This window comes from Gryllotalpicola koreensis (genome assembly GCF_039538185.1).
Lineage (GTDB): Bacteria > Actinomycetota > Actinomycetes > Actinomycetales > Microbacteriaceae > Gryllotalpicola > Gryllotalpicola koreensis.
Genome location: NZ_BAABBW010000001.1, coordinates 451,146 through 474,307, shown reverse-complemented (window position 1 = coordinate 474,307; position 23,162 = coordinate 451,146). Strand labels below are relative to the sequence as shown.

At 71.5% G+C, this 23,162-nt stretch carries 22 protein-coding genes; 16 read left to right on the top strand and 6 right to left on the bottom strand.

Translation table 11 applies throughout. The features are described from left to right. Positions 1 to 57 precede the first annotated feature (57 nt). The 8 genes from ABD708_RS02270 (at position 58) to ABD708_RS02235 (ending at position 9,536) form a co-directional block, all read left to right on the top strand. Complete coding sequence (locus ABD708_RS02270) at positions 58 to 1,245, top strand: adenosine deaminase (RefSeq protein WP_344751659.1); 1,188 nt, start codon at positions 58 to 60, stop codon at positions 1,243 to 1,245. A 55-nt stretch (positions 1,246 to 1,300) separates the two neighbouring features. Further along, positions 1,301 to 2,341 (top strand): LacI family DNA-binding transcriptional regulator, encoded by a 1,041-nt coding sequence (locus ABD708_RS02265; RefSeq protein ID WP_344751658.1) that lies wholly within the window; start codon positions 1,301 to 1,303, stop codon positions 2,339 to 2,341. Positions 2,342 to 2,409: 68 nt separating this feature from the next. Next, positions 2,410 to 2,712: an antibiotic biosynthesis monooxygenase family protein gene (locus tag ABD708_RS02260; protein ID WP_344751657.1), complete on the top strand. Its 303-nt coding sequence runs from the start codon at positions 2,410 to 2,412 to the stop codon at positions 2,710 to 2,712. 74 nt (positions 2,713 to 2,786) lie between these two features. Further along, entirely contained in the window at positions 2,787 to 2,972 is a 186-nt protein-coding gene (locus ABD708_RS02255) for a PIN domain-containing protein (protein ID WP_344751656.1), read from the top strand. 38 nt (positions 2,973 to 3,010) lie between these two features. Continuing rightward, a complete protein-coding gene (locus tag ABD708_RS02250; protein WP_344751655.1) occupies positions 3,011 to 3,829 on the top strand; it encodes an IclR family transcriptional regulator in 819 nt (272 codons plus the stop codon). Positions 3,830 to 3,907: 78 nt separating this feature from the next. After that, complete coding sequence (locus ABD708_RS02245; protein ID WP_344751654.1) at positions 3,908 to 5,209, top strand: bifunctional glycosyltransferase family 2/GtrA family protein; 1,302 nt, start codon at positions 3,908 to 3,910, stop codon at positions 5,207 to 5,209. Beyond that, positions 5,206 to 7,314 carry a glycosyltransferase family 39 protein gene (locus ABD708_RS02240; RefSeq protein WP_344751653.1) on the top strand — a complete coding sequence of 703 codons (2,109 nt, stop codon included), beginning with the start codon at positions 5,206 to 5,208 and terminating at the stop codon, positions 7,312 to 7,314. Before ABD708_RS02245 ends, ABD708_RS02240 begins: the two co-directional genes overlap by 4 nt. Before the next feature lie 26 nt (positions 7,315 to 7,340). Then, positions 7,341 to 9,536, top strand: coding sequence for an ArnT family glycosyltransferase (locus ABD708_RS02235; protein ID WP_344751652.1), 2,196 nt, complete (start codon positions 7,341 to 7,343; stop codon positions 9,534 to 9,536). A 366-nt stretch (positions 9,537 to 9,902) separates the two neighbouring features. On the opposite strand, the gene ABD708_RS02230 is transcribed toward ABD708_RS02235, so the two are convergent. Genes ABD708_RS02230 through ABD708_RS02215 form a run of 4 tightly spaced genes read right to left on the bottom strand, consistent with a single transcriptional unit; the run spans position 9,903 to position 12,993 of the window. Then, positions 9,903 to 10,178 (bottom strand): ferredoxin, encoded by a 276-nt coding sequence (locus ABD708_RS02230; protein WP_344751651.1) that lies wholly within the window; start codon positions 10,176 to 10,178, stop codon positions 9,903 to 9,905. Between the two features lie 28 nt (positions 10,179 to 10,206). Beyond that, entirely contained in the window at positions 10,207 to 11,448 is a 1,242-nt protein-coding gene (locus tag ABD708_RS02225) for an NADH-ubiquinone oxidoreductase-F iron-sulfur binding region domain-containing protein (protein WP_344751650.1), read from the bottom strand. After that, complete coding sequence (locus tag ABD708_RS02220; RefSeq protein WP_344751649.1) at positions 11,445 to 12,053, bottom strand: ferric reductase-like transmembrane domain-containing protein; 609 nt, start codon at positions 12,051 to 12,053, stop codon at positions 11,445 to 11,447. The genes ABD708_RS02225 and ABD708_RS02220 overlap by 4 nt, the downstream gene beginning before the upstream one ends. Further along, positions 12,043 to 12,993, bottom strand: coding sequence for an FAD:protein FMN transferase (locus tag ABD708_RS02215; RefSeq protein WP_344751648.1), 951 nt, complete (start codon positions 12,991 to 12,993; stop codon positions 12,043 to 12,045). The genes ABD708_RS02220 and ABD708_RS02215 overlap by 11 nt, the downstream gene beginning before the upstream one ends. 96 nt (positions 12,994 to 13,089) lie before the next feature. Between ABD708_RS02215 and ABD708_RS02210 the strand changes: the two genes are divergently transcribed. Then, complete coding sequence (locus tag ABD708_RS02210) at positions 13,090 to 13,323, top strand: hypothetical protein (RefSeq protein ID WP_344751647.1); 234 nt, start codon at positions 13,090 to 13,092, stop codon at positions 13,321 to 13,323. Positions 13,324 to 13,389: 66 nt separating this feature from the next. Here ABD708_RS02210 and ABD708_RS02205 read toward each other — a convergent pair whose 3' ends face one another. Then, complete coding sequence (locus ABD708_RS02205; protein WP_344751646.1) at positions 13,390 to 14,682, bottom strand: sensor histidine kinase; 1,293 nt, start codon at positions 14,680 to 14,682, stop codon at positions 13,390 to 13,392. Next, positions 14,679 to 15,350, bottom strand: coding sequence for a response regulator transcription factor (locus ABD708_RS02200; RefSeq protein WP_344751645.1), 672 nt, complete (start codon positions 15,348 to 15,350; stop codon positions 14,679 to 14,681). Before ABD708_RS02200 ends, ABD708_RS02205 begins: the two co-directional genes overlap by 4 nt. A gap of 191 nt (positions 15,351 to 15,541) precedes the next feature. On the opposite strand from ABD708_RS02200, the gene ABD708_RS02195 reads away from it, so the two are divergent. From ABD708_RS02195 to pcaG, 7 genes are all read left to right on the top strand, one after another. Next, positions 15,542 to 16,879, top strand: coding sequence for an efflux RND transporter periplasmic adaptor subunit (locus ABD708_RS02195; RefSeq protein WP_344751644.1), 1,338 nt, complete (start codon positions 15,542 to 15,544; stop codon positions 16,877 to 16,879). 1 nt (position 16,880) lies between these two features. Further along, a complete protein-coding gene (locus tag ABD708_RS02190; protein WP_344751643.1) occupies positions 16,881 to 17,591 on the top strand; it encodes an ABC transporter ATP-binding protein in 711 nt (236 codons plus the stop codon). After that, positions 17,588 to 18,820, top strand: coding sequence for an ABC transporter permease (locus tag ABD708_RS02185; protein WP_344751642.1), 1,233 nt, complete (start codon positions 17,588 to 17,590; stop codon positions 18,818 to 18,820). Before ABD708_RS02190 ends, ABD708_RS02185 begins: the two co-directional genes overlap by 4 nt. A gap of 21 nt (positions 18,821 to 18,841) precedes the next feature. After that, the gene (locus ABD708_RS02180; RefSeq protein WP_344751641.1) at positions 18,842 to 19,723 is read left to right on the top strand and encodes a DUF5666 domain-containing protein; all 882 of its coding nucleotides are present in this window, start codon (positions 18,842 to 18,844) and stop codon (positions 19,721 to 19,723) included. Next, positions 19,716 to 21,704 carry an efflux RND transporter periplasmic adaptor subunit gene (locus ABD708_RS02175; protein WP_344751640.1) on the top strand — a complete coding sequence of 663 codons (1,989 nt, stop codon included), beginning with the start codon at positions 19,716 to 19,718 and terminating at the stop codon, positions 21,702 to 21,704. The genes ABD708_RS02180 and ABD708_RS02175 overlap by 8 nt, the downstream gene beginning before the upstream one ends. Positions 21,705 to 21,819: 115 nt before the next feature. Next, the gene (pcaH, locus tag ABD708_RS02170) at positions 21,820 to 22,605 is read left to right on the top strand and encodes a protocatechuate 3,4-dioxygenase subunit beta (RefSeq protein WP_344751639.1); all 786 of its coding nucleotides are present in this window, start codon (positions 21,820 to 21,822) and stop codon (positions 22,603 to 22,605) included. Beyond that, complete coding sequence (gene pcaG / locus ABD708_RS02165) at positions 22,605 to 23,162, top strand: protocatechuate 3,4-dioxygenase subunit alpha (protein ID WP_344751638.1); 558 nt, start codon at positions 22,605 to 22,607, stop codon at positions 23,160 to 23,162. The genes pcaH and pcaG overlap by 1 nt, the downstream gene beginning before the upstream one ends.

The following is a 23,162-nucleotide window of genomic DNA, read 5'->3' as shown; positions in this document are numbered from 1 at the left end:
CGCACCAATATTGTTTCTGTTGCGTAAGTTGCGCATTTTCGGGTCCAAGGTGGTGCCATGACCTCCTTCTCCGCCGACGCCGTCCCCGCCGCCCCGCGGTGGATCGAACAGGGCGCCGAATACCTGCGCTTCCCGAAGATCAGCCTTCACGACCACCTGGACGGGTCGCTCCGGCCGGAGACGGTCATCGAGCTGGCCGACGAGCAGGGCGTGCAGCTGCCGCACACCGACCCGGCGAAGCTCGCGTACTGGTTCATGCACCGCGACGCCGAACCCATCCCGGCGAACTGGGACGACAAGTTCGGCCTGACGACGGCGCTCATGCAGACCCCCGAGACGATCGCTCGCGTCGCCCGCGAGTTCGTGCAGGACGTCGCCGCGGACGGCGTCGTCTACGCCGAATGCCGCTGGGCGCCCGAGAAGCACGTGCTCGGCGGCCTCAGCCTCGACGACACTGTCGCCGCGGTGGCGGAGGGCATCGCTCAGGGCGAGGCGGTCGCCGCGGCATCCGGCCGCCGCATCCGCGTCCGCCAGCTGCTCTGCGGTATGCGCACGAGCGAGCGCAGCGCGGAGATCGCGGAGCTCGCCGCCCGCCATCACGGGCCGGCCGTCGCCGGCTTCGACCTCGCCGGCCACGAGCTCGGCCACCCCGTCACCGACCACCTGGACGCGTGCCGCATCGTGCACGACGCCAATGTGCCGCTCACCCTGCACGGCGGCGAGCACGCCGGGGCCGACAGCCTGCAGACGACCGTGCACCGCGGCCATCCCCTGCGCATCGGCCACGGAGTGCGCATCGTCGAGGACATGACGCTCGACGGGCATCCGCTCGACATCCGCACGGCCATCGTCGAGATCGCCGCCGCGGGCCCCGATGCGATCGAGCGGATCGAGCTCGGCCCGCTCGCGAGCTGGATCAGGGACGCGCGGATTCCGCTCGAGGTGTGCCTCACCTCGAACTCGCGCCACGTCGTCGACGGCCGCTCGAACCACCCGCTCGGCCTGCTCTACCGACTCGGCTTCACCGTGACCGTGAACCCCGACAACCGCCTCATGTCGAACACCTCGATCTCGCAGGAGTGGGCACGAGCCGTGGAGGAGTTCGGCTGGACGATCGACGACTTCAAGGCCGTGACGCTGAACGCTCTGAACGCGAGCTTCCTCAGCGTGCCCGAGCGCGAGCGCCTGCGCCGGGAGGCCCTCGAACCGCAATGGGAAGTAGCACGGGGAGCGATGGCGGCCTGAGGAGCCCTTGGGGTGGCTAGAATCGCGTCGCCCGCTCAACGAAAGGCCGAAGATGGTGGAGCGCCCTCCTAGCCTGCGGGCGATCGCCGTCGCCACCGGCGTCTCGGTCTCCACCGTCTCGCGCTATCTGCGCGGCCAGCTCGCGCTGCGGCCCGAGACGGAGGCGCGGCTGCTCGACGCCGCAGAGAAGCTCGGCTACCACCAGGCCGCGGAGAGGTCCGCGAGCCGCCCCAACAGGCGGCCCCGGCAGGGCACGATCGGGCTGGTGCTGCCCGAGTTGCGCAACACCTACTTCGGCGTCGCGGCCGACGAGATCGTACGGGCGGCCGAGAGCCACGGGCTCGCGGTCGTGATCGCGTCAACACTGCTGCACTCCCGGCACCAGGAGGACTATGTCGAGCTGCTCGGCGGGCTCGGCGTCAGCGGTCTGATCTACTCGGGCAACTCGATCTCCAATCCGGCGCTGTCGGTGCTGGCGCGCAGCGAGATCCCGATCGTCGTGTTCGACGAACATGTCGAGAACGTGCCGAATGCCGACGAGGTGCTGATCGACGACTACTCGGGCGGATTCCAGGCCACCGCGCTGCTGACCTCGCTCGGGCATCGGCGCATCGCCTTCGTCGGCGGACCGCCCGAGCTGCTCTCCGTGCGCCGCCGCGGCGACGGCTGGGCAGACGCGCTGCGGCAGGCCGGTGTCGACCCCGCGCAGCAGCTCTCACTGCCTGGGGATTACACCCTCGACTTCGGCTCCGCCGCCGTCTCGTACCTGCTCTCCGCCGCAGAGCGGCCCACCGCCGTCTTCGCGGCGAGCGACGTCGTGGCGCTCGGGCTGCTCTCGGCCGCGCGCTCGCTCGGCGTGCGCATCCCCGAGGAGCTCTCGATCGTCGGCTACGACGACATCCCGCAGTCTGCGCTCGTCACCCCGCGCCTGACGACGGTGCGCACGCCCCTCAACCAGATGGCCGACACCGCCGTGTCGCTGCTGGTCGACCGGATCGCCGACCCGACACGCTCCCCCCGCACGGTGATCACCCCCGTGACGCTCGTCAGCGGGGGCTCGGTCGCGCGCCTCGGCGAGGCGCCGGCCGCGCGGTAGGACCAGCGGCAGGGCCCGCGGCAGGGTTTGCGCGGCGTACGCGCAGGCGATGCGGCAAGGATGGACCCATGTCCGTCGTGAAGATCAATGCCATCGAGGTGCCAGAGGGCGCCGGTTCCGAGCTCGAGTCGCGCTTCGCCGCGCGCAAGCACGCGGTCGATTCCGCGCCGGGGTTCGAGGGCTTCCAGCTGCTGCGCCCCGTCTCGGGCGAGAGCCGCTACTTCGTCGTCACCACCTGGGATTCGGAGGCGTCGTTCCAGGCCTGGCGCGAGAACGGCGCCGCGGCCGCGCACCACGGCGGCTCGGGTGCTGGCCCCCGCCCGGTCGCGACCGGTGCGAGCCTGCTCGAGTTCGAGGTCGTCGAGCTGTAGGGCAGCGCGACTTTCCTCCGCGCGTCACATTGTCACGCGCGGAGGAAATGAGGGTGCGGCCCTTGCCGTGACCCATGCCGATCGATGCCGAGGTCGTGCGCACAGCGCGCATCATCGATCCCCCGGTGCTGCCCAGCTTCGACGCCATCCATCCGGCCACGGCCATGCTGATCGGCGCCGACATCATCGCCGCCTATGACAAGCGGCTGGCGGATGCCGCCGCCGCGGTCGGCCTCACGGCAGCGGCCCCACGGGGTTGAGACCCACCCCGCTCGACCACGACCGCCAGAATTGCTGCATGGCAGGCGGGGCGCGCGACGAGGGCGAGGGCGTCCTGCAGCGGGCGCTGCGGCTGCTCGGCGCGTTCAATGAAGACGAGATCGAGCTGAGCGCGGCGCAGCTCGCCCGGCGCAGCGGTCTGCCGCGGTCGACCGCGCATCGGCTCGCCGGCGAGTTGGAGGCGATCGGATTCCTCAGCAGAACGGACTCCGGCGGCTACGCCGTCGGGACCCGGCTGTGGGAGCTCGGCGAGCTGTCACCCCTCTCGGTGCGCCTGCGCGAGGGCGCGCTGCCGTTCCTCGAGCGGCTCTATGAGGCCTCAGGTGAGAACGTGCACCTCGCCGTGCTCGACGGCGCCGGCCCGGCGACCGCAGAGGCGCTCTATGTGGCGCGGGTGGCCGGGGAATCCTCGATCCCGACGCTCAGTCGCATGGGCGGCCGACTGCCGCTGCACACCACCGGCGTCGGCAAGGCGCTGCTTGCGACGCGCGACGACGTATGGCTCGACGGATTCTTCTCGCGGGCCCTCGAGCGCGAGACGGTCTTCTCGGTGACGGACGAGCGGCGGCTGCGCGCCGAGCTCGCCGAGGCGCGCGAGCGCGGCTACGCCACCACACGGCAGGAGATGACGCTCGGCAACATCTCGATCGCGGCGGCGCTGCCCGGCATCCCCGGTCTGCCGCAGGCCGCGGTCGGCATCGTGGGCCACATCGCCCGCTCGGACGAGCGCCGGCTCGGGCCGCTCGTGATGCGTGCGGCGCGAGACATCGCGGGCGCAGTGGGCGGCCCAGAGATCGCTGTCGCGCCGCGCTCGCGCCGTGGTGCGCGAGGTCGCTGAGGAAGTACATAGAAACCTCCCGCCCTCCGCTCGGCCCGAATAAGAAAGCGAGAAGAACGCCGAACCAGCCTTGAGGGCATGAACGAGACAGCACGTCGCCAGGGCGAACCATCGGAGACGCCCAGCCTGGACCTCGACATCGTCATGCCCGTCTACAACGAGCAGGCGACCCTCGAGCACAGCGTCGTCGAGCTGCGGGAGTTCCTGTCGGCGGCGATGCCCGAGAGCTGGCGCATCACGATCGCGGACAACGCGTCGACGGATGCCACAGCGGCGATCGCCGACCGGCTGGCCGCCGAACTCGACGGAGTCCGCGCCGTGCACCTGCCGCAGAAGGGGCGTGGCCGCGCGCTCAAAGCGGTGTGGTCGGATTCCCCGGCCAGGGTGCTGGCCTACCTCGACGAGGACCTCTCCACCGACCTGCGCGCCCTGCGCCCGCTCGTGGCGCCGCTGCTCTCCGGCCACTCCGATCTCGCGATCGGGACGCGCCTCGCGCGCAGCTCGCGGATCATCCGCGGCGGCAAGCGCGAGTTCATCTCGCGCAGCTACAACCTCATGCTGCGCACCATGATGGACGCGAAGTTCTCGGACGCGCAGTGCGGCTTCAAAGCGATCCGCTCCGACGTCGCGCGCGAACTGCTGCCCTACGTGGAGGACACGGGCTGGTTCTTCGACACCGAGCTCCTCGTGCTCGCCGAGCGGTCGGGGCTGCGCATCCACGAAGTGCCGGTCGACTGGATCGACGACCCTGACAGCTCGGTCGACATCGTCGCCACCGCGACCGCCGACATCAAAGGCATGTGGCGCCTCTCTCGCGACCTCGCGAAGGGGCGTCTGCCAGTGGACGAGCTCTATGCGCGCCTCGGCCGACAGCCGCTCAGCGCCGAGGCGGGGCACCGCCAGGGGCTTCTGATGCAGCTGCTCAGCTTCGGGCTGATCGGCGGCCTGTCGACGGTCGCGTACGCGGTGCTCTATCTCGTGCTCGCGCACGCGATGCCCGCCCAGGCCGCCAACTTCGTCGCTTTGCTCGTCACCGCGATCGCGAACACCGCGGCGAACCGCCGCTTCACCTTCGGGGTGAGAGGGCGCTCGCATGCGGCGACCCATCACGCGCAGGGACTCGTGGTCTTCGGCATCGCCTGGCTGATCACGAGCGGCTCGCTTCTCGGGCTGCACGCCTGGTACCCCCGCGCGACCGCAGGGGTCGAGGTGGTCACCCTGACCGCCGCCAATGTCGTCGCCACCCTGCTGCGCTTCGTGCTGCTGCGCTGGTGGGTCTTCCGCCGCGGCAGCTCGCAGGGGGTCCCGCCACGCCCCGCCGTCAAGCCGCTGACCGTTCCGATTCAGATCGCTGCCCGAGAGAAGGCGAACCAACGATGACCACCACGACATTGACGACGACCCTCGCCACGCCCGAGGCTCGCACGACGGCCCGAACCAGGGTGCGCGGGGAATGGGCCGCCTTCGTCGGCCTGCTTCTCGTCACCGGAGTGCTCTATGTGTGGAACCTCGCCGCGAGCGGCTGGGCGAACTCCTTCTACTCGGCGGCGGTCCAGGCCGGCACGAAGAACTGGGTCGCCTTCTTCTACGGCTCCAGCGACGCCGCCAACTCGATCACCGTCGACAAGCCGCCAGCCAGCCTGTGGCTGATGGAGCTCTCAGCTCGGATCTTCGGGCTGAGCTCGTGGAGCATCCTGCTTCCCGAGGCGCTCATGGGCGTCGCGACGGTCGCGATCGTCTACGTCGCCGTGCGACACCGTTTCGGCGCGGTCGCGGGCCTCGTGGCGGGCGGTGCGCTCGCCGTGACCCCGGTCGCCGCGCTCATGTTCCGCTTCAACAACCCGGACGCCCTGCTGCTGCTCCTGCTGACGACCGCCGTCGTCTTCACGCTGCGCGCGATCGAGAGGGAGCGGGTGCGCTGGCTGGTGCTCGCCGGCGTCGCCGTCGGATTCGGATTCCTCACCAAGCAGCTGCAGGCATTCCTCATCCTGCCCGTCTTGGCGGGCGCTTATCTCGCGTTCGCCCGCACCGGCGTGCTGAAGCGCCTCGTGCACCTCCTCCTGGCTCTCGGCGCCGTCATCGTCTCGGCGGGCTGGTGGGTCGCGATCGTCGAGCTCGTTCCGGCATCCGCCCGGCCCTACATCGGCGGCTCGCAGAGCAACAGCTTCCTCGAGCTGACCTTCGGCTACAACGGCTTCGGCCGGCTGACCGGGAATGAGACCGGCAGTGTGACCGGCGGCACGGGGACCGCCACCGGCGGCGGCGCGGGCTCCTGGGGCTCCACGGGGCTGTTCCGCCTGTTCGAGAACGAGATCGGGGGCCAGATCTCGTGGCTCATCCCGGCGGCGCTGGCCCTGATGGTCGCCGCGCTCGTGCTGATCGGGCGCGCACCGCGCACCGATGCGCGCCGCGTCACGATCGCCACCTTCGGCGGCTGGCTGCTCGTCACCCTGCTCGCGTTCAGCTTCATGGGCGGCATCTTCCACGCCTACTACACCGTGGCGCTCGCCGCACCGGTCGCGGGCCTGCTCGCGGCATCCGGCGCGGTGGTCTGGGGTGCGCGCGAGCGCCTCTGGGTGCGCATCGTGCTCGCCGTGGCCTCTGCAGGCACGGCGGCATGGGCGTGGGTGCTGCTCTCCCGGGCGAGCGACTGGCTGCCGTGGCTCAAGGTCGTCGTGCTGGTTCTCGGCCTCGCTGCCGCGGCGGCCGTTGTCGCACTACCTTGGCTCAGCAAGCGGGTCGCACCGGCCGTCCTGGTCCTGCTGATCGTCGCCGGGCTCGTCTCCCCGACCGCGTACACGCTCGAGACCGTGTCGACGGCCCACACCGGGTCGATCGTGACCGCGGGACCGACGGTCGCCGGCTCGATGGGCGGCGGCCCGGGCGGCATGGGCGGCGGCCAGGGCGGGCCCGGCGCGGGCCGGGGCGGCGGCCAGGGTGCACCCGGCGGCATGGGCGGTGCCCCGAGCGCGGGGCAGGGCGCCCAGGGCGGATTCCCCGGCCAGGGCGGCTCGAGCTCTACCTCCGGACAGAACGCCGCGCCTTCGCAGACCGGAGCTCAGAGCCAGGGCGCGCCCGGCGGCCAGGCCGCAGGCGGCGCAGGCGGACTGCTCGGCGGAACCTCCGTCAGCAGCACTCTCACCGCGCTGCTCGAGAAGGACGCATCCGACTACACCTGGGTCGCCGCGACCACGGGGTCCAACGAGGCCGCGAGCTATCAGCTGGCCACCGGCGACTCCGTGATGCCGATCGGCGGCTTCAACGGCAGCGACCCGTCGCCGACCCTCGCTCAGTTCAAGAAGTACGTCGCCGAAGGCAAGATCCACTACTACATCGCGGGCTCCGTCGGCCAGTCGAACGGCGGCAGCGACGTGGCGAGCACGATCGCCAGTTGGGTCGAGGCCACCTATACGGCGAAGACGGTCGGCGGGGTCACGGTCTACGACCTGAGCGCCTCGACCTCCTCGTCCAGCGCGGCCGGCTGACCCCGGCTGACCAGAAATCCACCGACATGGAGACTTCGCTCGTGCAGCTCACGACCACCGACCATCCGACCATCGAGAGCACGGATGCCGCCGCCGGGAACTTCGGCGCGGCATCCGCCCCTCGGCGTCGAGGCGGCGCTCTGCGCCGCCTCTTCCTCGGTGCCCCAGGCGACCCGCGCTGGCTCAGGCCGGCGTTCTGGCTGCTGCTCGCCGTCACGGCCGCCGTCTATCTCACCGATCTCACCGTCTCGGGCTACGCCAACAGCTTCTACGCGGCCGCCGTGCAGGCCGGCGCGAAGAGCTGGAAGGCCTGGTTCTTCGGCTCGCTCGACTCGGCGAACTTCATCACGGTCGACAAGCCCCCGGCCTCGCTGTGGGTGATGGGCCTCTCGGCCCGGCTGTTCGGCTTCTCCAGCTTCAGCCTGCTCTTCCCGCAGGCACTCATGGCCGTCGGCTCGGTCGCCTTGACGTGGGGCGCCGTGCGTCGCACGCTCGCGCGCCTCGGTGCGACGACGGCGAACGTGGGCGCGCTCGTCGCCGGCTTCGTCGTGGCGTTCACGCCTGCGGCGGCGATGATGTTCCGCTTCGACAACCCCGACGCGCTGCTCGTGCTGCTCATGACGGCCGGGGCGTATTGCGTCGTCCGCGGGCTGCCGAAGGGAAGCTGGCGTTGGATCGCCCTCGCGGGTGTCGCGCTCGGCTTCGCGTTCCTCACGAAGATGCTGCAGGGCCTGCTGGTGCTGCCCGCGTTCGCCGTCGTCTACCTGCTCGCCGCGCGCACCGGGTGGCGGCGCCGCGTCGTCGGACTGCTCATCGCGGCGGCGTCGCTCGTCGTGAGCGCCGGGTGGTGGGTGCTCGCCGTGGCGCTGTGGCCGGCTTCCGCCCGGCCCTACATCGGCGGCTCAACCGACAACACCGTGCTCGAACTGGTCTTCGGCTACAACGGCCTCGGCAGGATCTTCGGGGGCGACGGCAACGGCGGCGGTGGCGCGCCCGGCGGCGGAGGCCCGGGCGGCACCGGCGCCGCCGGCTCGTCCTTCGGCGGCTCGACGGGGCTCGAGCGGCTCTTCTCCTCCGAGATGGGGCTCGAGGCATCCTGGCTCATCCCGGCCGCGCTCATCGCGCTCGTGCTCGGCCTCGTCGTCGCCGGCCGCCGCCGGCTCTCCGACCCGGCGCGCGCCGGGCTCCTGCTCTGGGGTGGCTGGCTCGTCGTCACCGGGCTGGTCTTCAGTTACATGTCCGGCACGATCCACCCGTATTACACGGTCGCGCTCGTGCCCGCGATCGGCGGCCTGGTCGGCACGGGCGGCGCGATGCTCTGGAAGGTCCGCGGGCGGTGGATCGGCCGGGGCGGCCTCGCCGCGATGATCGCCGCGAGCGCGGTCTGGGCCTGGTGCCTGCTGAACGAGAACCCGTCGTGGCAGCCGTGGCTGCGCTGGATGATCCTCGCCATCGGCATCCTCTCGGCCGCTGCGGTCCTCGTCGGCAGCGTTCCGGCGCTGCGCAAGCTGGTCGCGGTCGGCGTGCTCGCCGGCCTGGTGAGCGGGCTCGCGGGCACCACCGCATACTCGCTCGCGACGGCGACCGTCGGCCACACGGGCTCGATTCCGAGCGTCGGGCCGGCCGGCTCGTCATCGGGCGGCTTCGGCGGCGGGATGCCGGGAGGGGGTCAGGGCGGAGCGCCGGGCGGTGCACCGGGCGCGGGCTCTGGCCAGGGCCCGCAGCAGGGCGGCTCGTCCTCGCAGAGCTCCGGTGCGGATTCGGGCAGCCAGGGGTTCCCCGGCGGCGGAACGGGTGGCCCGCAGAGCCAGGACGGCGGCGGACAAGGCGGAGCACCGTCAGGCGGCGGCGCGGGAGGCGCCGACGGCATGGGCGGCGGCACCACCTCGAGCGCGCTCACGAAGCTGCTCGCCTCGTCGGATGCCACGTGGGCGGCCGCGGTGAACGGCTCGCAGTCCGCGGCGCAGCTCGAGCTCGACACCGGCACGGCCGTCATGGCGATCGGCGGCTGGTCGAGCGACCCCGCCCCGACTCTCGCCCAGTTCAAGAAGCTCGTCGCCGAGGGGAAGATCGGCTACTACATCTCCTCGGGGGGCATGGGTGGCGCGCCGGGCGGCGGCAGCTCGTACGCGACGCAGATCGAGCAGTGGGTTGCGCAGAACTTCACGGCGAGGACCGTCGGCGGCCAGACCGTCTACGAGCTGAGCAGCGCGAAGAGCTGACGTTGCGGCGTCAGCCGCTCGTGGCCCCGCAGGATTCCTGCGGGGCCACGGTCGCGCGACGTGCCACGAAGCTCGAAGGCCTCGACGCCTGCGGCACCGCCGGGGCGGGCTCACATCCTGGACTTCGTCCGTCATCGCCGCCCGGCGACAGTAGACGCTGTTCAGGCCCGCCCTCTCCGTCACGCGGCGACAACGGATGCGGGAATGCCGGGCGCTTTCCGACATCGCTTGTCGCCGCGTGAAGGAGACGGCGAAGGGCCCCCGCCGGTCCCGGCGGGGGCCCTTCATGATGGCTTACTCGATATTCAGTTGTGTGCTGGAGAAGGTCCTGGAATCGGCTCCCTTCGTCGTGGTCGGGCGCGCTCGTCAGCGCGCGTGGGGGTCCGTGAGTCTCAGCGCGATGACGGGGCAGAGCGCTACGGCGTCGCGCGCGGCCGCCTCCGACTCGGCGGGGATGGGGATGTCGCGGCCGCGGTGCCGGGCGGCGGCGAGAGGGTAGCCCCATTCGTCGCGTTCGAGGAGCTCCGGCAGGATCTCCGAGCACAGGCCGCGCCCGTCGCAGCGGGTCCAGTCGATGTGCAGGGCGACGGCCGGCGCCGTGCCCGGCTGCGGCGGCCGGCCGTTCGAGATCGTCTGGCTCATCGGAATCCGTTCTCGTGATGGGGTCTGGTCAGTGCGCGGCGCGCAGGCAGCGGCCGTGCCGGTGCTGCTCGATGTCGGCGGCGAAGGCGCGCGTGGCGCTGCGGCTGAGCCGTGCGGTCCCGTCAGGGTGTGCGCAGGCGCCGCGTCCGTCGACGGCGTCGGCCAGCGTCCACGTGCGGTGCGGCGCGTCGGCCGGGGCGGCGCCGGTCGCGAGCTCGCGCCAGCTCGCGGCGAGCGCAGGCAGGCCGAAGAGGCACGGCCCGCACTGGCGTGCGGACTGCCCGGCGAGGTAGTCGATGATCTCGGCCGTCGCCTGCACGGCGCAGCGGGTGCGGTCGAGCGCCAGCAGGATGCCGGCACCGGGGTGCGCGCCGTGCGGGGCGAGGGCCTCGGCCGAGAGTGCGGCGCCCAGCCGGTCCGCGGTGAGCCACGCGCCGTGGTAGCCGCCGACCAGCACGGCCGAGATACGATCGGGCTCAGCGCCTGCGGCCGCGAGCACGGCGTCGATGCGGGCGCCGCCGTGCACCTCCAGCACCTGTGGCTGCGGCACGTCGCCGGCGACGGTGACGAGCCGGGTGCCCGGGTCCGTCGTCGTGCCCGCCGCTCGGAACCAGGCGGCCCCGTAGCGGGCGATGAGCCCGATGTGGGCGAGCGTCTCGACGTTGTGCAGCAGTGTGGGGCGCCCCCGCAGGCCGGACGCGCTGAGGCGTCCGACGGCGTCGCGCGGCACCGGCCGCCCGGTCTCGATCGCGTTCACGACGGCGCTCGCCTGACCGGAGAGGAAGGTGTCGGCGGCGGCAACGATGCGGATTCCCGCGGCATCCGCGCGCTCGGCCACCGCGCCCTGGATCGCGGAAAGCGCCGGCTCGCTCGCGTACAGGTAGAGCTCGCCCGCACCCACCGCCGCACCGGCGGCGAGCAGGCCATCGATGACCAGGTGCGGCGCATTCGTCATCAGCGTCTCGTCCTTACGGCTGAGGGGCTCGCCCTCCGCGCCGTTGCCGATCACGACGGGGCGCGCACGCGGCGAGGAATCCCCTGCCTTCACCGTCGCGGCGAGCTTCCGCCAGGCCGCGAAGCCTGCGCCGCCGCGCCCGGTCAGCCCAGAGGCCTCGAGCTCGGCGAGCAGCCGTGGTGCGGCCGCGGCGACATCGAGCGCTCCGAAGCAGGCGAGGTGCCGCGTGAAGTCGGCGTCGGCGCCTGCTGCGAGCAGGCGGGAGGCGACGACGGGCGTCTCGGGCGTGCGGGTGGCCGTGGTCTCGATGGTCATGACGCCCTCCAGATCTGCGGCTCGGCGAGCGCGGCCGGTCGCGTCGCACCCGCAACGGCGGCGGCGCGCCGCGGCGCCTCCAGGAAGCGCGGCGAGAGGCGCCAGAGCACCGCGCCGATGACGAGGAGCGTCGCCGTCGCGGCGCCGGCCAGGAACCAGGCATCCGTCCCGTCCGTGCCTTCGAAGACGCCGTGCAGCATGGCCACCGGCCACATCGCGTAGGCCAGCCAGTGCACGGCCTTGAACGCTCGCACCCCGATCGCCCGCCGCGCCAGGGCGGTCACGACGATCGCGATCAGCAGGTCGAGGGCGAGGGTGCCCATGCCGAGCCAGAAGGGATTGTCGGTGCCGAGGAACGGCACGACGACGTCCGTCAGCGTCAGCTTCGCGAAGGGGTCGATCAGCAGCGTTCCCACGTGCAGCGCGAGGAAGACCACGGCGAGCAGCGAGGCGTTGCGATGGATGAGAGACAGTGCGAAGCGGGGGATGCCCGGCAGCGGGCGCCCCGAGCGGGTGAGGATCCCCGCGACGAGCGAGACGGTCAAGAGCGCCAGATCGGCGATGCCGCTGCCGCGCCCGAAGGCCCACATGACGTCATCGAACATGACCGGCCTCCTCGAGGGCGCGCGCGGCCGGCGGCCAGCCGCCGATGGCGTGGACGCGGCCCGCGCTGCTGACGAGGCGCGCGGCATAGCCTAGGGTGTTGATCCACTCGATGGCGCGCGGCCCGCGGACGATGGCCGCGGTCGAGACGGCGTTCGCGTCCAGGCAGCTGTCGGCGACCACGGTCACGCTGCGCCAGGTCTCGGGCGCGGGCAGCCCGCTGCGCGGGTCGAGGATGTGGTGCATCGTCCGGCCGGCGGCCGTCCAGCGCCGCCGCTGCGTGCTCGAGGTGGCGATCGCCCAGCCGGGGCTGAGCGAGATCTGCTGCGCGGGGTCGCCAGGCACGTCGCACACGTCGATCTGCCACGGGCCGTCAGGCCCCGGCCCGGCGGTGGCGACGTCGCCGCCGAGCCCGACCAGCACGCCGCAGCCGAGCTCGCGGCTGATCAGCGCCGCGGCGTCGTCGACGGCCACGGCCTTCGCGGTCGCGCCCAGGTCGAGGGCGAGATCGTCGGGCACGGTCAGCGTCGTGCCCTCGAGGCGGACGCGTCGCCACTGCTCGTCCTGTGGCGGCAGCAGGTGAGCTGAGACGGAGAAGTCCGCGCGTGCCCTGACCTCTGCCAGGTCCCGGTCGTAGCCGAGCTCTGCCAGCCGGTTGCCGAGTGTCGGGTCGACGCACCCCTTGGTGCGCGCGGCGACGCGCAGTGCGGCATCGACGAGCCTCGCGAGCAGCGGCGAAACGGAGACACCGGCGGCCGCCCTTCCGGTCAGCAGGCTGAGCTCGGAGTCGGGGCGGAAGCGGCTCGCCGCCCGCTCGACGTCGAGAAGAGAGGAGTCGAGGATGCCGCGGGCGGCGACGAGCTGTGCGGAATCCGTCACCGTCAGCACGGCATCCGTGCCCCAGACGGTCCAGTCCATGCGCGCGGTGCTGCGGGTGCTCATGAGCCTGAGCTGCTTCCGTGCGATTCGCCACCGAGACCCGAGCTGACGCCCGAGGAATCCTGTGTTGCGGAGCTCGAGGAGCCATCGGAGCTGTCCGTGCCGCTCGTGCTCGTGCCAGTGCTGTCCGTGGTGCTGGTGCTGTCGCTGCCGGTACCGGTGGTGCTGCCGGTGTCGGTCGAGGCAGAGGACGTGCTCGACTCCTGGTGGAGGAAGACGAGACCGAGCGCTGCGGTCATACCGAAGGCGACGAGCCCGGCGCCGCTGACGATCGCGGCGGCTGCTCGCTTTCCCCGAGTGCGGATGTCCATCGGATCCCCTCTTTCGTCGTGATGACTCCAGAGTGGGCGCCGCTTCTTCCGGCTTTCTTATTCCATCTGCGGACGGACCGCGCGATTCCTATGTCTGAGATATGAGGGGCAGGCGCACACGGACGAGCGCCCCGCGGCCGCCGGTGTCGACGATCTCGACGCTGCCGTCGTGGCGGTGCGCCACCTCGGCGACGAGCGCCAGTCCGAGTCCGTAGTGGCGCTGGCCGGAGCCGCCGGTCTCGGCCGCGCGCGTGCTCGCGAAGCGCTCGAAGACGCGCTCGGCCGCGCCGGCGGGGAAGCCGGGCCCGTCGTCGCGGACCTCCAGCCAGGTCTCTTTGCCGTGCTTCGACACGGTGATCTCGACGCGGGTGCGGGCGTGATCGAGCGCGTTGCTCACGAGCGCCAGGATGAGCCGCGCGAGCGACACCCGCACGCCCGAGACCGTCACCGCGGCATCCCCCGTGCGCGCGATCGCGATGCCTCGCTCGCCCGCCTCGGCGCTGGTGCCCGCGGCCACCTCATCCGCCACGAGGGCGAGGTCGAGCGTGACGCGCTCGGCGTCCTGGCGAGGGTCAGCGGAGATCAGCAGGTCCTCGAGGATGCCGGTCAGCGCCTTCGCGTCGGAGACGATCTCGTCCAGCCCGTCGCGCACGGTGTCGGCAGCGGGGGTCGGCTGAAGGGCCGGCTGCTCGCCGTGCGGTGCGGCGCCGAGAGAGCGCTGCAGGATCTGCGCGCGGGTGCTGAGCAGCGTCAGGGGGGTCCGCAGCTCGTGCCCGGCGTCCGCGACGAAGCGGCGCTGCAGCGCGAGCGCCTCCGCGAGGGGCCGCATCGCCCGGCGCGACATCCACCATGCGGCCAGCACGGCCCCGGCGATCGCCGGCACTCCCGCGAGAGCCAAGGCGATGATGACCCGGCGCACCTCGGCCTGGCTGTCGCTCAGGTTGACCGCGACCTGCACGGCGCGCCCGGCGGAGAAGCTGGTGCGCACCACGTAGCTGATGCCGTCGATGGTCTCGTTCTTCTGCACGACCGTGTGCGTGCTGGCGACCCGCTCGAGGACGGTCAGGTCGGGGAATCCCGACGGCGCGTTCGGCGACACGGCCACCTGGTCCTGGTCTTGGGGCTGCTGATCGCCGGGCGGAGCCTGGCCGGGTTGGCCGGGGCCGCCGAGGATCGCGACGTAGACGCCGGCCGGCGCGTCCCGCGGCGAGTCGAGCCGCGCAGCGCTGGCCAGGGACTGCTTCACCGCCTCGTGCTCGCTCGTGGTGACGAGCGTGATCACGACGCCCGCCACGATGAGGAAGAGCGCGACGATCAGGCCGGCGAAGCGGAGAGCGAGGCGCAGCGAGACCGAGCGCAGGCCGCTGGGGTCGGTCCTCACGACAGCGCCCCGAGTGCGTAGCCGACGCCGCGCACCGTGAGCACGCAACCGCGACCGAGCTTCTTGCGCAGGTGGTGGACGTAGGCGTCGACGACGCCGGTGTCGTCAGCGTCCGCGAAGACGGACTCGAGCAGCTCGTCGCGGGTGAACACCTGGCGCGGCCGGCGCGCGAGCGTCGCCAGCAGGTCGTTCTCGCGCTCGGAGAGCACGACGACCGGCCCCGCCGTGAGCGCGGCCTCGTGGCGCTGGGGATGCAGGATGCCGCCGGGGATCGCGAGCCCGGTGGTCGCCATGGCGCTCTTGCGGCGCAGCACGCGCAGCCGGGCGAGCAGCTCGTCGACGTCGAAGGGCTTCGGCAGGTAGTCCTCGGCCCCCCGGGTCAGCCCTTCGACCCGGTCGGCCGGGTTCCCGAGTGCGGAGAGGATCAGCGCGGGAACGGTGTTCCCCTGCGCACGGAGGCCCTCGATCACATCGAGCCCTTCACGTGCGGGCAGCCCGCGGTCGAAGAGCAGCACGTCGAAGCGGCCGGTCATCGCCTCATGCAGGGCGCGCTGCCCGTCATAGGCGACGACGACCTCATAGCCGTCCGAGGCCAAGAGCTGCTCGAGCATCCCCGCGAGCCGCCGGTCGTCCTCGGCGACGAGGATCCGCGCCGGTTCATCAGTCACGCTCGAAGTATAGGAACCGGCAGTGCGCCTTCCCGGCGGTTCGGCGTCGCTCGCAGACCTCTCCTCCCTCGCACGTGCAACCCCTATCGAACGCATAGGAAGTCGAGGCGGTTCGTTCAGCCGAAATAAGAATCCCGGAAGAACCGCGCCCGATGGTGGACAGTGCTCGACTCCCCCGTGAAAGGACCGCGATGAAACTGCCCGACCAGGTCGGCCGGATCGTCACCAGCCGCAAGATCGTGATCAGCGCCGCCGCCGTCGCGGTGGTGCTGGCCGCATCAGGCGTGTGGTGGTTCGGATTCGCCTCGAAAGCCCATGCCGACTCGGCGACCGCCACGACCCAGAACCTCACGGTCTCGACTCGCACCCTGCAGCAGACCGTCAGCGGCACCGGCACACTCAGCCCGACCGTCGACGAGGACGTCAGCTTCGCAGCCTCGGGCACGGTCACCGCGGTGAAGGTCACGGCCGGACAGACCGTCACGAAGGGCCAGGTTCTCGCGACGATCACGACGACTCAGGCCGACGCCGATCTCGCCTCTGCCAAGGCCGCCCTTACGACCGCACAGGCCCAGCTCGCCGAGGCGGAGAGCTCCTCGACCGGCTCTGACGCGGACGTTGCCGCGATCGCCTCCGACCAGGCTGCGGTGACCGTGGCGCAGGCATCCGTCACCTCCGCACAGGCGGAAGTCGACGGAACGACGCTGACGGCGCCGGTTGCCGGAGTGGTCGCGGCCGTCAACGTCGCGGTGGGCGACCAGGTGAGTGGCAGCTCGTCGGGCTCGAGCTCGTCAGGTTCCGGCTCGTCTTCGTCCGCAGGCTCCGGCCAGAGCGCATCGCCGTCGAGCGGTTCGTCCTCTTCATCCGCTTCTTCTTCATCCGCTTCTTCTTCCGGCTCGTCGAGCTCGGCGTTCGAGATCACGGGCACGGATTCCTGGACGACGTCGATCGCCGTGAGCGCGACCGCGGTGAAGAACATCAAGGTCGGCGACCAGGTGCAACTCTCCACGACGGAGAACTCCAGCTTCTTCGGCACCGTCTCGGCGATCGGGCTGCTGCCGTCGACCACCTCGGGCGCCGCGACCTACCCGGTCACGGTCAAGGTCACCGGCACCCCGGACAACCTCTACGACGGCGTGAGCGTCACCGCCGAGGTGATCTACAAGCAGATCAGCGACGCCGTCGCGGTGCCGTCGCTCGCGATCACCACGAAGGACGGGAAGTCCACCGTGCAGAAGGTCGTCGACGGCAAGGCCGTCACGACCACCGTGACCACGGGCCTCTCGGAGGACAACTACACGCAGATCACCAAGGGCCTGTCGTCCGGCGACACCATCCAGCTGAGCATCGCGACGCCGGGTGCGGGAGGCTCTAAGGGCAGCTCGGGCAGCTCGGGCAGCTCGGGCGGCAGCGGTTCCAGCGGCGGCCTCAGCGGGCTCGGCGGCACGGGCGGCAACGGCTTCAGCGGCGGTACGGGCGGCACGGGCGGATTCCCCGCGGGCGGCCCCGGCCAGCAGGGGGGCAACTGACATGGGCGCCCTGACTCCTTCCCCCGCCCCCGTCATCGAGCTGCTGGGCGCCGGCAAGACCTACAAGACCGGCACGATCGAGTTCGAGGCTCTGCGCGGCATCGACCTCGCGATCCGCGAGGGCGAGTACGTCGCCGTGGTGGGCCCGAGCGGCTCCGGCAAGTCCACCGTCATGAACGTGCTCGGCTGCCTCGATACCCTCACCCGCGGCAGCTACCGGCTCGCCGGCGACGACGTCGAGCAGCTCGACGAGGAGGACCTCGCCGTCATCCGCAACAAGCGCATCGGGTTCGTGTTCCAGCAGTTCCACCTGCTGCCGAGCCTGTCGGCCTGGCGGAACGTCGAGCTGCCGCTCGTCTACGCGGGTGTCCCGCGAGAGGAGCGCCGGCAGCGCGCCGTCGCCGCCCTGGAGCGGGTCGGCCTCGGCGACCGCGTCAACAACAAGCCGGGCCAGCTCTCCGGCGGGCAACAGCAGCGCGTCGCTGTGGCGCGCGCCCTCGTCACGGAGCCGACGATGATCCTGGCCGATGAGCCGACGGGAAACCTCGACTCGGTCTCGACTGCGGACGTGCTGGCGCTGTTCGACCAGCTGCACGCGGCGGGCCGCACCATCGTCCTCATCACGCATGAGAACGAGGTCGCCCAGCGCGCCCGCCGGGTCGTACACGTGCGCGACGGCCTGATCACCGCTGAGGAGCTGACGGCGGCATGAACTGGCAGGAGACCCTGCGAACCAGCTGGTTCGCCATCAACGCGCATCGGATGCGCTCCATCCTGACCGTCGTCGGCATCCTGATCGGCATTGCTGCCGTGATCCTGACGGTCGGGCTCGGCCTCGGCACCCAGAAGGACGTGTCGAGCCAGATCTCCTCGCTCGGCTCGAACCTGCTGATCGTCTCGCCCGGGTCGACGACCTCGTCGACCGGCGTGCGCGGCGGCTTCGGCACCGGGTCGACGCTCACCCTCGCCGATGCGAACGCGCTGGCGGAGAAGTCGAACGCGCCCGACATCAAGGCGGTCGATGCCGAGAAGTCGAGCTCTGAGGAGCTCACCGCCGGCTCGACCAACTGGACGACCACGGTCGACGGCGTCACGCCGTCGTATAAGTCGGTGCGCAGCCGCACCGTGGAATCCGGCTCGTTCATCACCCAGGCGCAGGTGAACGCGAACGCCGCCGTCGTGGTGCTCGGCAGCGAGACCGCCGACGAGCTGTTCGGCTCGACCAATGTCGTCGGGCAGTCGGTGACCATCGACTCGCAGAGCTTCGAGGTCATCGGCGTGCTCGCCCCGAGCGGCTCGAGCTCGACAACGGACCTCGACGACCTCGCGCTCGTGCCGCTCTCGACGATGCAGCAGGACCTGGTCGGCGGCACCTCGGCGAACTCGGTCTCGACCGTCTATCTGCAGGCGACCTCGGCGGATGCCCTGCCCGCGGCCTATCAGGAGGCGAAGAGCCTCCTGCTGAACCGACACGCCATCACCGACTCGTCCGACGCGGACTTCAGCATCTCGAGCCAGAACGCGCTCGTGTCGACGGCGACGAGCGTCTACAAGACGCTCACCGTGCTGCTCACGGGCATCGCGGCGCTGTCGCTGCTGGTCGGCGGCATCGGCGTGATGAACATCATGCTCGTCTCCGTGTCGGAGCGGACGCGCGAGATCGGCCTGCGGAAGGCGCTCGGCGCGCCGCCCGGGGCGATCAGGAACCAGTTCCTCGTCGAGGCCGCCATCCTCGGGCTCACCGGCGGCATCGTCGGGGCCGGCCTCGGCGTCCTCGCCGCCCTCACCCTGCCCGCCGCCATCGGCTCCACGATCGTCATCAGCGGTGCCGCCGTCGGGCTCTCCCTCGTCGTCGCGATCGGCATCGGCCTGGTCTTCGGCGTCTACCCCGCCACCCGCGCCGCCCGGCTCGCGCCGATCGACGCGCTGCGCACCGAATAAGTACGGAATCAAGGAAAGAACATGACTCGGAAAACCCCCTTCGTCATCGGCGCAGCGCTCGCCGCGGCCGCCGTGCTCACCCTCGCGGGCTGCGGCTCCAACTCGGCATCCTCCGGCACCTCGTCGAAGTCCACCGGCTCCGGCTCCTCCGCCCAGCAGGGTGGACCCGGCGGTCAGGGCGGCGGCGTCTCGGGCGAGATCGCCGCCATCGACGGCACCACGCTGCAGGTGCAGGACAGCTCATCGCAGACCGCGGTCAGCTACAGCTCGAGCACCAGCATCCTCACGAATGCCACCGCCTCGCTCTCCGATGTCACCGTGGGCTCGTGCATCACGGCCTCGTCGATGCCGAGCTCCTCGTCGTCGAGCTCATCATCGGGCATCACCTCGGTCAGCATCACCGCGGCCGTCGACGGCAGCTGCACCACCGGCTTCGGTGGTGGCGGCGGCGCGCCGAGCGGCGGCGGCTCGGGCTCCGGGTCTCGCCCGAGCGACATGCCGAGCGGCATGCCGTCGGCGGCCAAGGGCTCCGGCAGATCCGGGAACTTCACCGCTCCGACGAGCGGCGAGGTCACCGCGGTAAGTGGCGACACGATCACCGTCAAGGTGACCAATCCGCAGACCAAGAAGACGTCGACCAAGAAGGTCACCGTCAGCTCGTCGACCATCTACACCAAGCAGCAGACCGCGTCGAGCTCCGCACTCGTCGTCGGCCAGTGCGCTGCTGTGCAGGGCAAGGCGGACGACTCGGGCACGGTCGCCGCAACCTCGATCACCGTGAGCGCGCCCTCGTCCGACGGCAGTTGCACCTCGGGCTTCGGCGGTGCCGGAGGCCCCGGCGGCCAGGGCGGCCCCGGCGGCAGCGGCAGCGGCGACTCGAACGGAGGCAGCACGAATGGCTGAGCCCCGTGAGCTTCGCCGGCGCCGCGCGCGCCGCCGCAAGCGCATCGTCACCGGCACGGCCGTCGGCATCGTGCTCGCCGTGGCCGCGGGCGGAACCGCCTACGCACAGCTCGCCGACCACGGCCCCGGCTACCGCACGGCGACGGCGGCGAAGGCCGACGTCGTGCAGACCTCCACGCTGAGCGGCACCGTCGCCTCGGCCTCGGAGGCCGAGCAGGCGTTCCAGGTCTCCGGCACGGTCTCCTCCGTGAAGGTGAAGGTGGGCCAGACGGTGAAGGCCGGCGCGACCCTCGCGACGCTCGACCCGGACTCTCTTGAAGACGCGATCACGAACGCCGAGCAGGCCGTCACGACGGCGCAGCAGACCCTCGAGTCCGACCTGGACTCGCAGACGGCGACGACGAGCACGACGAGCGCCACGACCGCGTCCGCGGCATCCACCTCGTCTTCGACTTCGACGTCTTCGACGAGCACCGAGAAGATCGTGACGGCGGCCTATGTGACCACTGCCGCCAGCACGTCCGGATCGAACTCGAGCTCCACGTCGCTCGCCACGCAGATCGCGGCGGTGCAGAAAGCGCAGAAGGCGCTGATCGCGGACTACGACAGCGTGACGGATGCCGTCACGAGCACCCAGTCCGAAGTGACCGCCGTGCAGACGACCTTGAACGCGCTGCTCGGCACGGATGCCTCGAACAACGCGTGCGCCGCCTTCGCCGCCGACACGGCAGACACCGCGGACGACCTCGCCCAGGCGCAGGCCGATCTCGCGAGCTGCCAGGCGGCCGTCGCAACCGCGCTCACGGGCGGAGGCACGTCGAGCGACGCGTCGTCGACGGGCACCGATGTCGCCACCGCGGTCTCGGACCTCGGCACGACGCTCACGAAGCTGAAGAGCCTCGAGTCGCAGCTCACGGCGGACAAGACCGCGCTGACGGATGCCGTCACGGCGCTGCAGGAGGCGGCGGAATCCGCGGCGCAGTCGTCGAGCGGCGGCTCCGGATCGGGCTCCGGCAGCTCGGGTTCTGCGTCGGGCGCGGGCGGCTCCGGCTCCGCGTCGGGCTCGGGGGCCGCCGGCAGCAGCACCCAGGCGCCGTCGGCTGGCGGCTCGAGCACCGGGACGGCCGGGGGCTCCGGCGCCGCCGACGAGGGAAGCTCTTCGGCGGGCGCGGGCGCGGGCTCGACCACCGGCACCGGCACCGGCAAGACCTCGACCGCGGCATCCGCCGAGCAGATCGTCGCCGACGAGGCCGCCGTCACCAGCGCGAAGGCGCAGCTCGCCGTCGCGCAGGAGAACGCCACCATGGCGACGCTCACGACGCCGATCGGCGGAACGGTCGCGTCCGTCTCGTTGAGCGCGGGCGAGAGCGTCAGCGCGGGCTCCAGCACCGAGACGATCACCGTCATCGGCGACGATGGCTGGGTCGTCGACACGACCGTGGGCGTGACGGGCATCGGTGCGCTGAAGGTCGGGCAGCAGGCATCCGTCACCGTGTCCGGCGTGGGCGAGAAGCTCACCGGCACCGTGAGCTCGATCGGCATCCTCAACACGGCAAGCGACTCGACCACGCCGAGCTATGACGTGAAGATCAAGCTCGACGACACGGATGCCGCGCTGCTCAACGGCGCCTCGGCGAGCCTCGACGTCAGCATCACGACGGCGAAGGACGTGCTGAGCGTTCCGAGTTCCGCAGTACACGTCGCCTCGGGCAACACGTACACCGTCTACGTCGTGAAGAACGGCGAGCTCGTCACCAGGAGCGTCAAGGTCGGCGCCGTCGGGTCCGACCGCACGCAGATCACCTCGGGGCTCGCCGCAGGCGATCAGGTCGAGCTGGCCGATCTGTCCTCCACGACCAGCAGCGACAGCACCTCGAGCTCCAGCAGCAACCGCTTCGGCACCGGCTCGAGCGGCGGCTTCGGCCCGTCGGGCGGGTCCGGTGGTGCCGGCGGCCCGGGTGGGACGCCTCCTGGGCAGTGAGATCGCCCGCGCCCTCCGGGGCGGCGCGCAGGGCGGCGTCCCATTCAGTGAGACATCCGTATTCGGGATCCATCGACTGAATGGGACGCTCGACTCTGTCGAAGGAGACACCAGCATGACCACAACCGGGCCCGAACTGGAGCCGCAGTCGGCGATCACCGCCGAGATCGTCTCGAGGCAGCAGCAGTACCAGGACGATCTCGCGGCAGGGGCCCGGCCGACGGCCACCCTGCTCGACTTCGCGCCGTACCGATCGAGCGTGCTGCGCCACCCGACGAAGGATCCGCGCCTCGTCGACCCTGAGACGATCGAGCTCGTCTCGCCGGCGTACGGGCACTGGGAGGTCGCGCCGATCGAGTCCGACCTCACCGCGCAGCACGTCGGGGGCGAGCCGCAGGGCCAGCGCATGGTCGTCACGGGCCGCGTGCTCGACTCGGCCGGTCGGCCGATCCGCCACCAGCTCGTCGAGATCTGGCAGGCGAACGCCGGCGGCCGATACATTCACCAGCGCGACCAGCACCCGGCCCCGCTCGACCCGAACTTCACCGGGGCGGGCCGCACGCTCACCGACGAGAACGGCGTCTACCGCTTCACGACCATCAAGCCGGGCGCGTATCCGTGGAAGAACCACCTCAACGCGTGGCGCCCGGCGCACATCCACTTCTCGTTGTTCGGCAACGCCGTCACCCAGCGGCTCGTGACGCAGATGTACTTCCCCGACGACCCGCTGTTCGCGCTCGACCCGATCTACAACTCGATCCCCGAGCAGAAGGACCGCGACCGCCTGGTCGCGGACTACGACCACGAGCTGACGAGCCCCGAGTGGGCGCTCGGCTTCCGCTGGGACATCGTGCTGAGCGGCCCGCAGGCGACCTGGTTCGAGCAGGAAGGGGACGAGTGATGAGCGGCGACGCGAGCCTGCCGACCCCGGGCCAGACGGTCGGCCCGTTCTTCCGCTTCGGCGTCGAGTACGCGGGCGAGAACCAGGTCGTGCACCCCTACAGCCCGGGCTCGGTGCTGCTCAGCGGCACGGTCTACGACGGGGCGGGCGACGCGATCCCCGACGCGATGGTCGAGATCTGGGCGGCAGATGCCGACGGCACCGTGCCCGCCGGCGAGGGCGCCCGGCAGCGCACCGCGCACCTGTTCTCCGGCTTCGGCCGCTCGCAGACGAACGGCGCGGGGCACTTCGAGTTCTGGACCCGCAACCCGGGGCCGACGGCGCCCGGCAAGGCGCCGTTCTTCGCGGCCGTCGTCTTCGCCCGCGGCCTCACCGACAAGCTGCACACCCGCATCTACCTGCCCGACGACGAGGCGGCCCTCGCCGCCGATCCGTTCCTCGCGTCGCTCGAGCCGGACGAGCGGCGTACCGTGATCGCAGAGCGCGACGCCGAAGGGAACCTGCGCCATGACATCCGACTCCAGGGCGAGCGCGAGACCGTCTTCATCCGGTTCTGA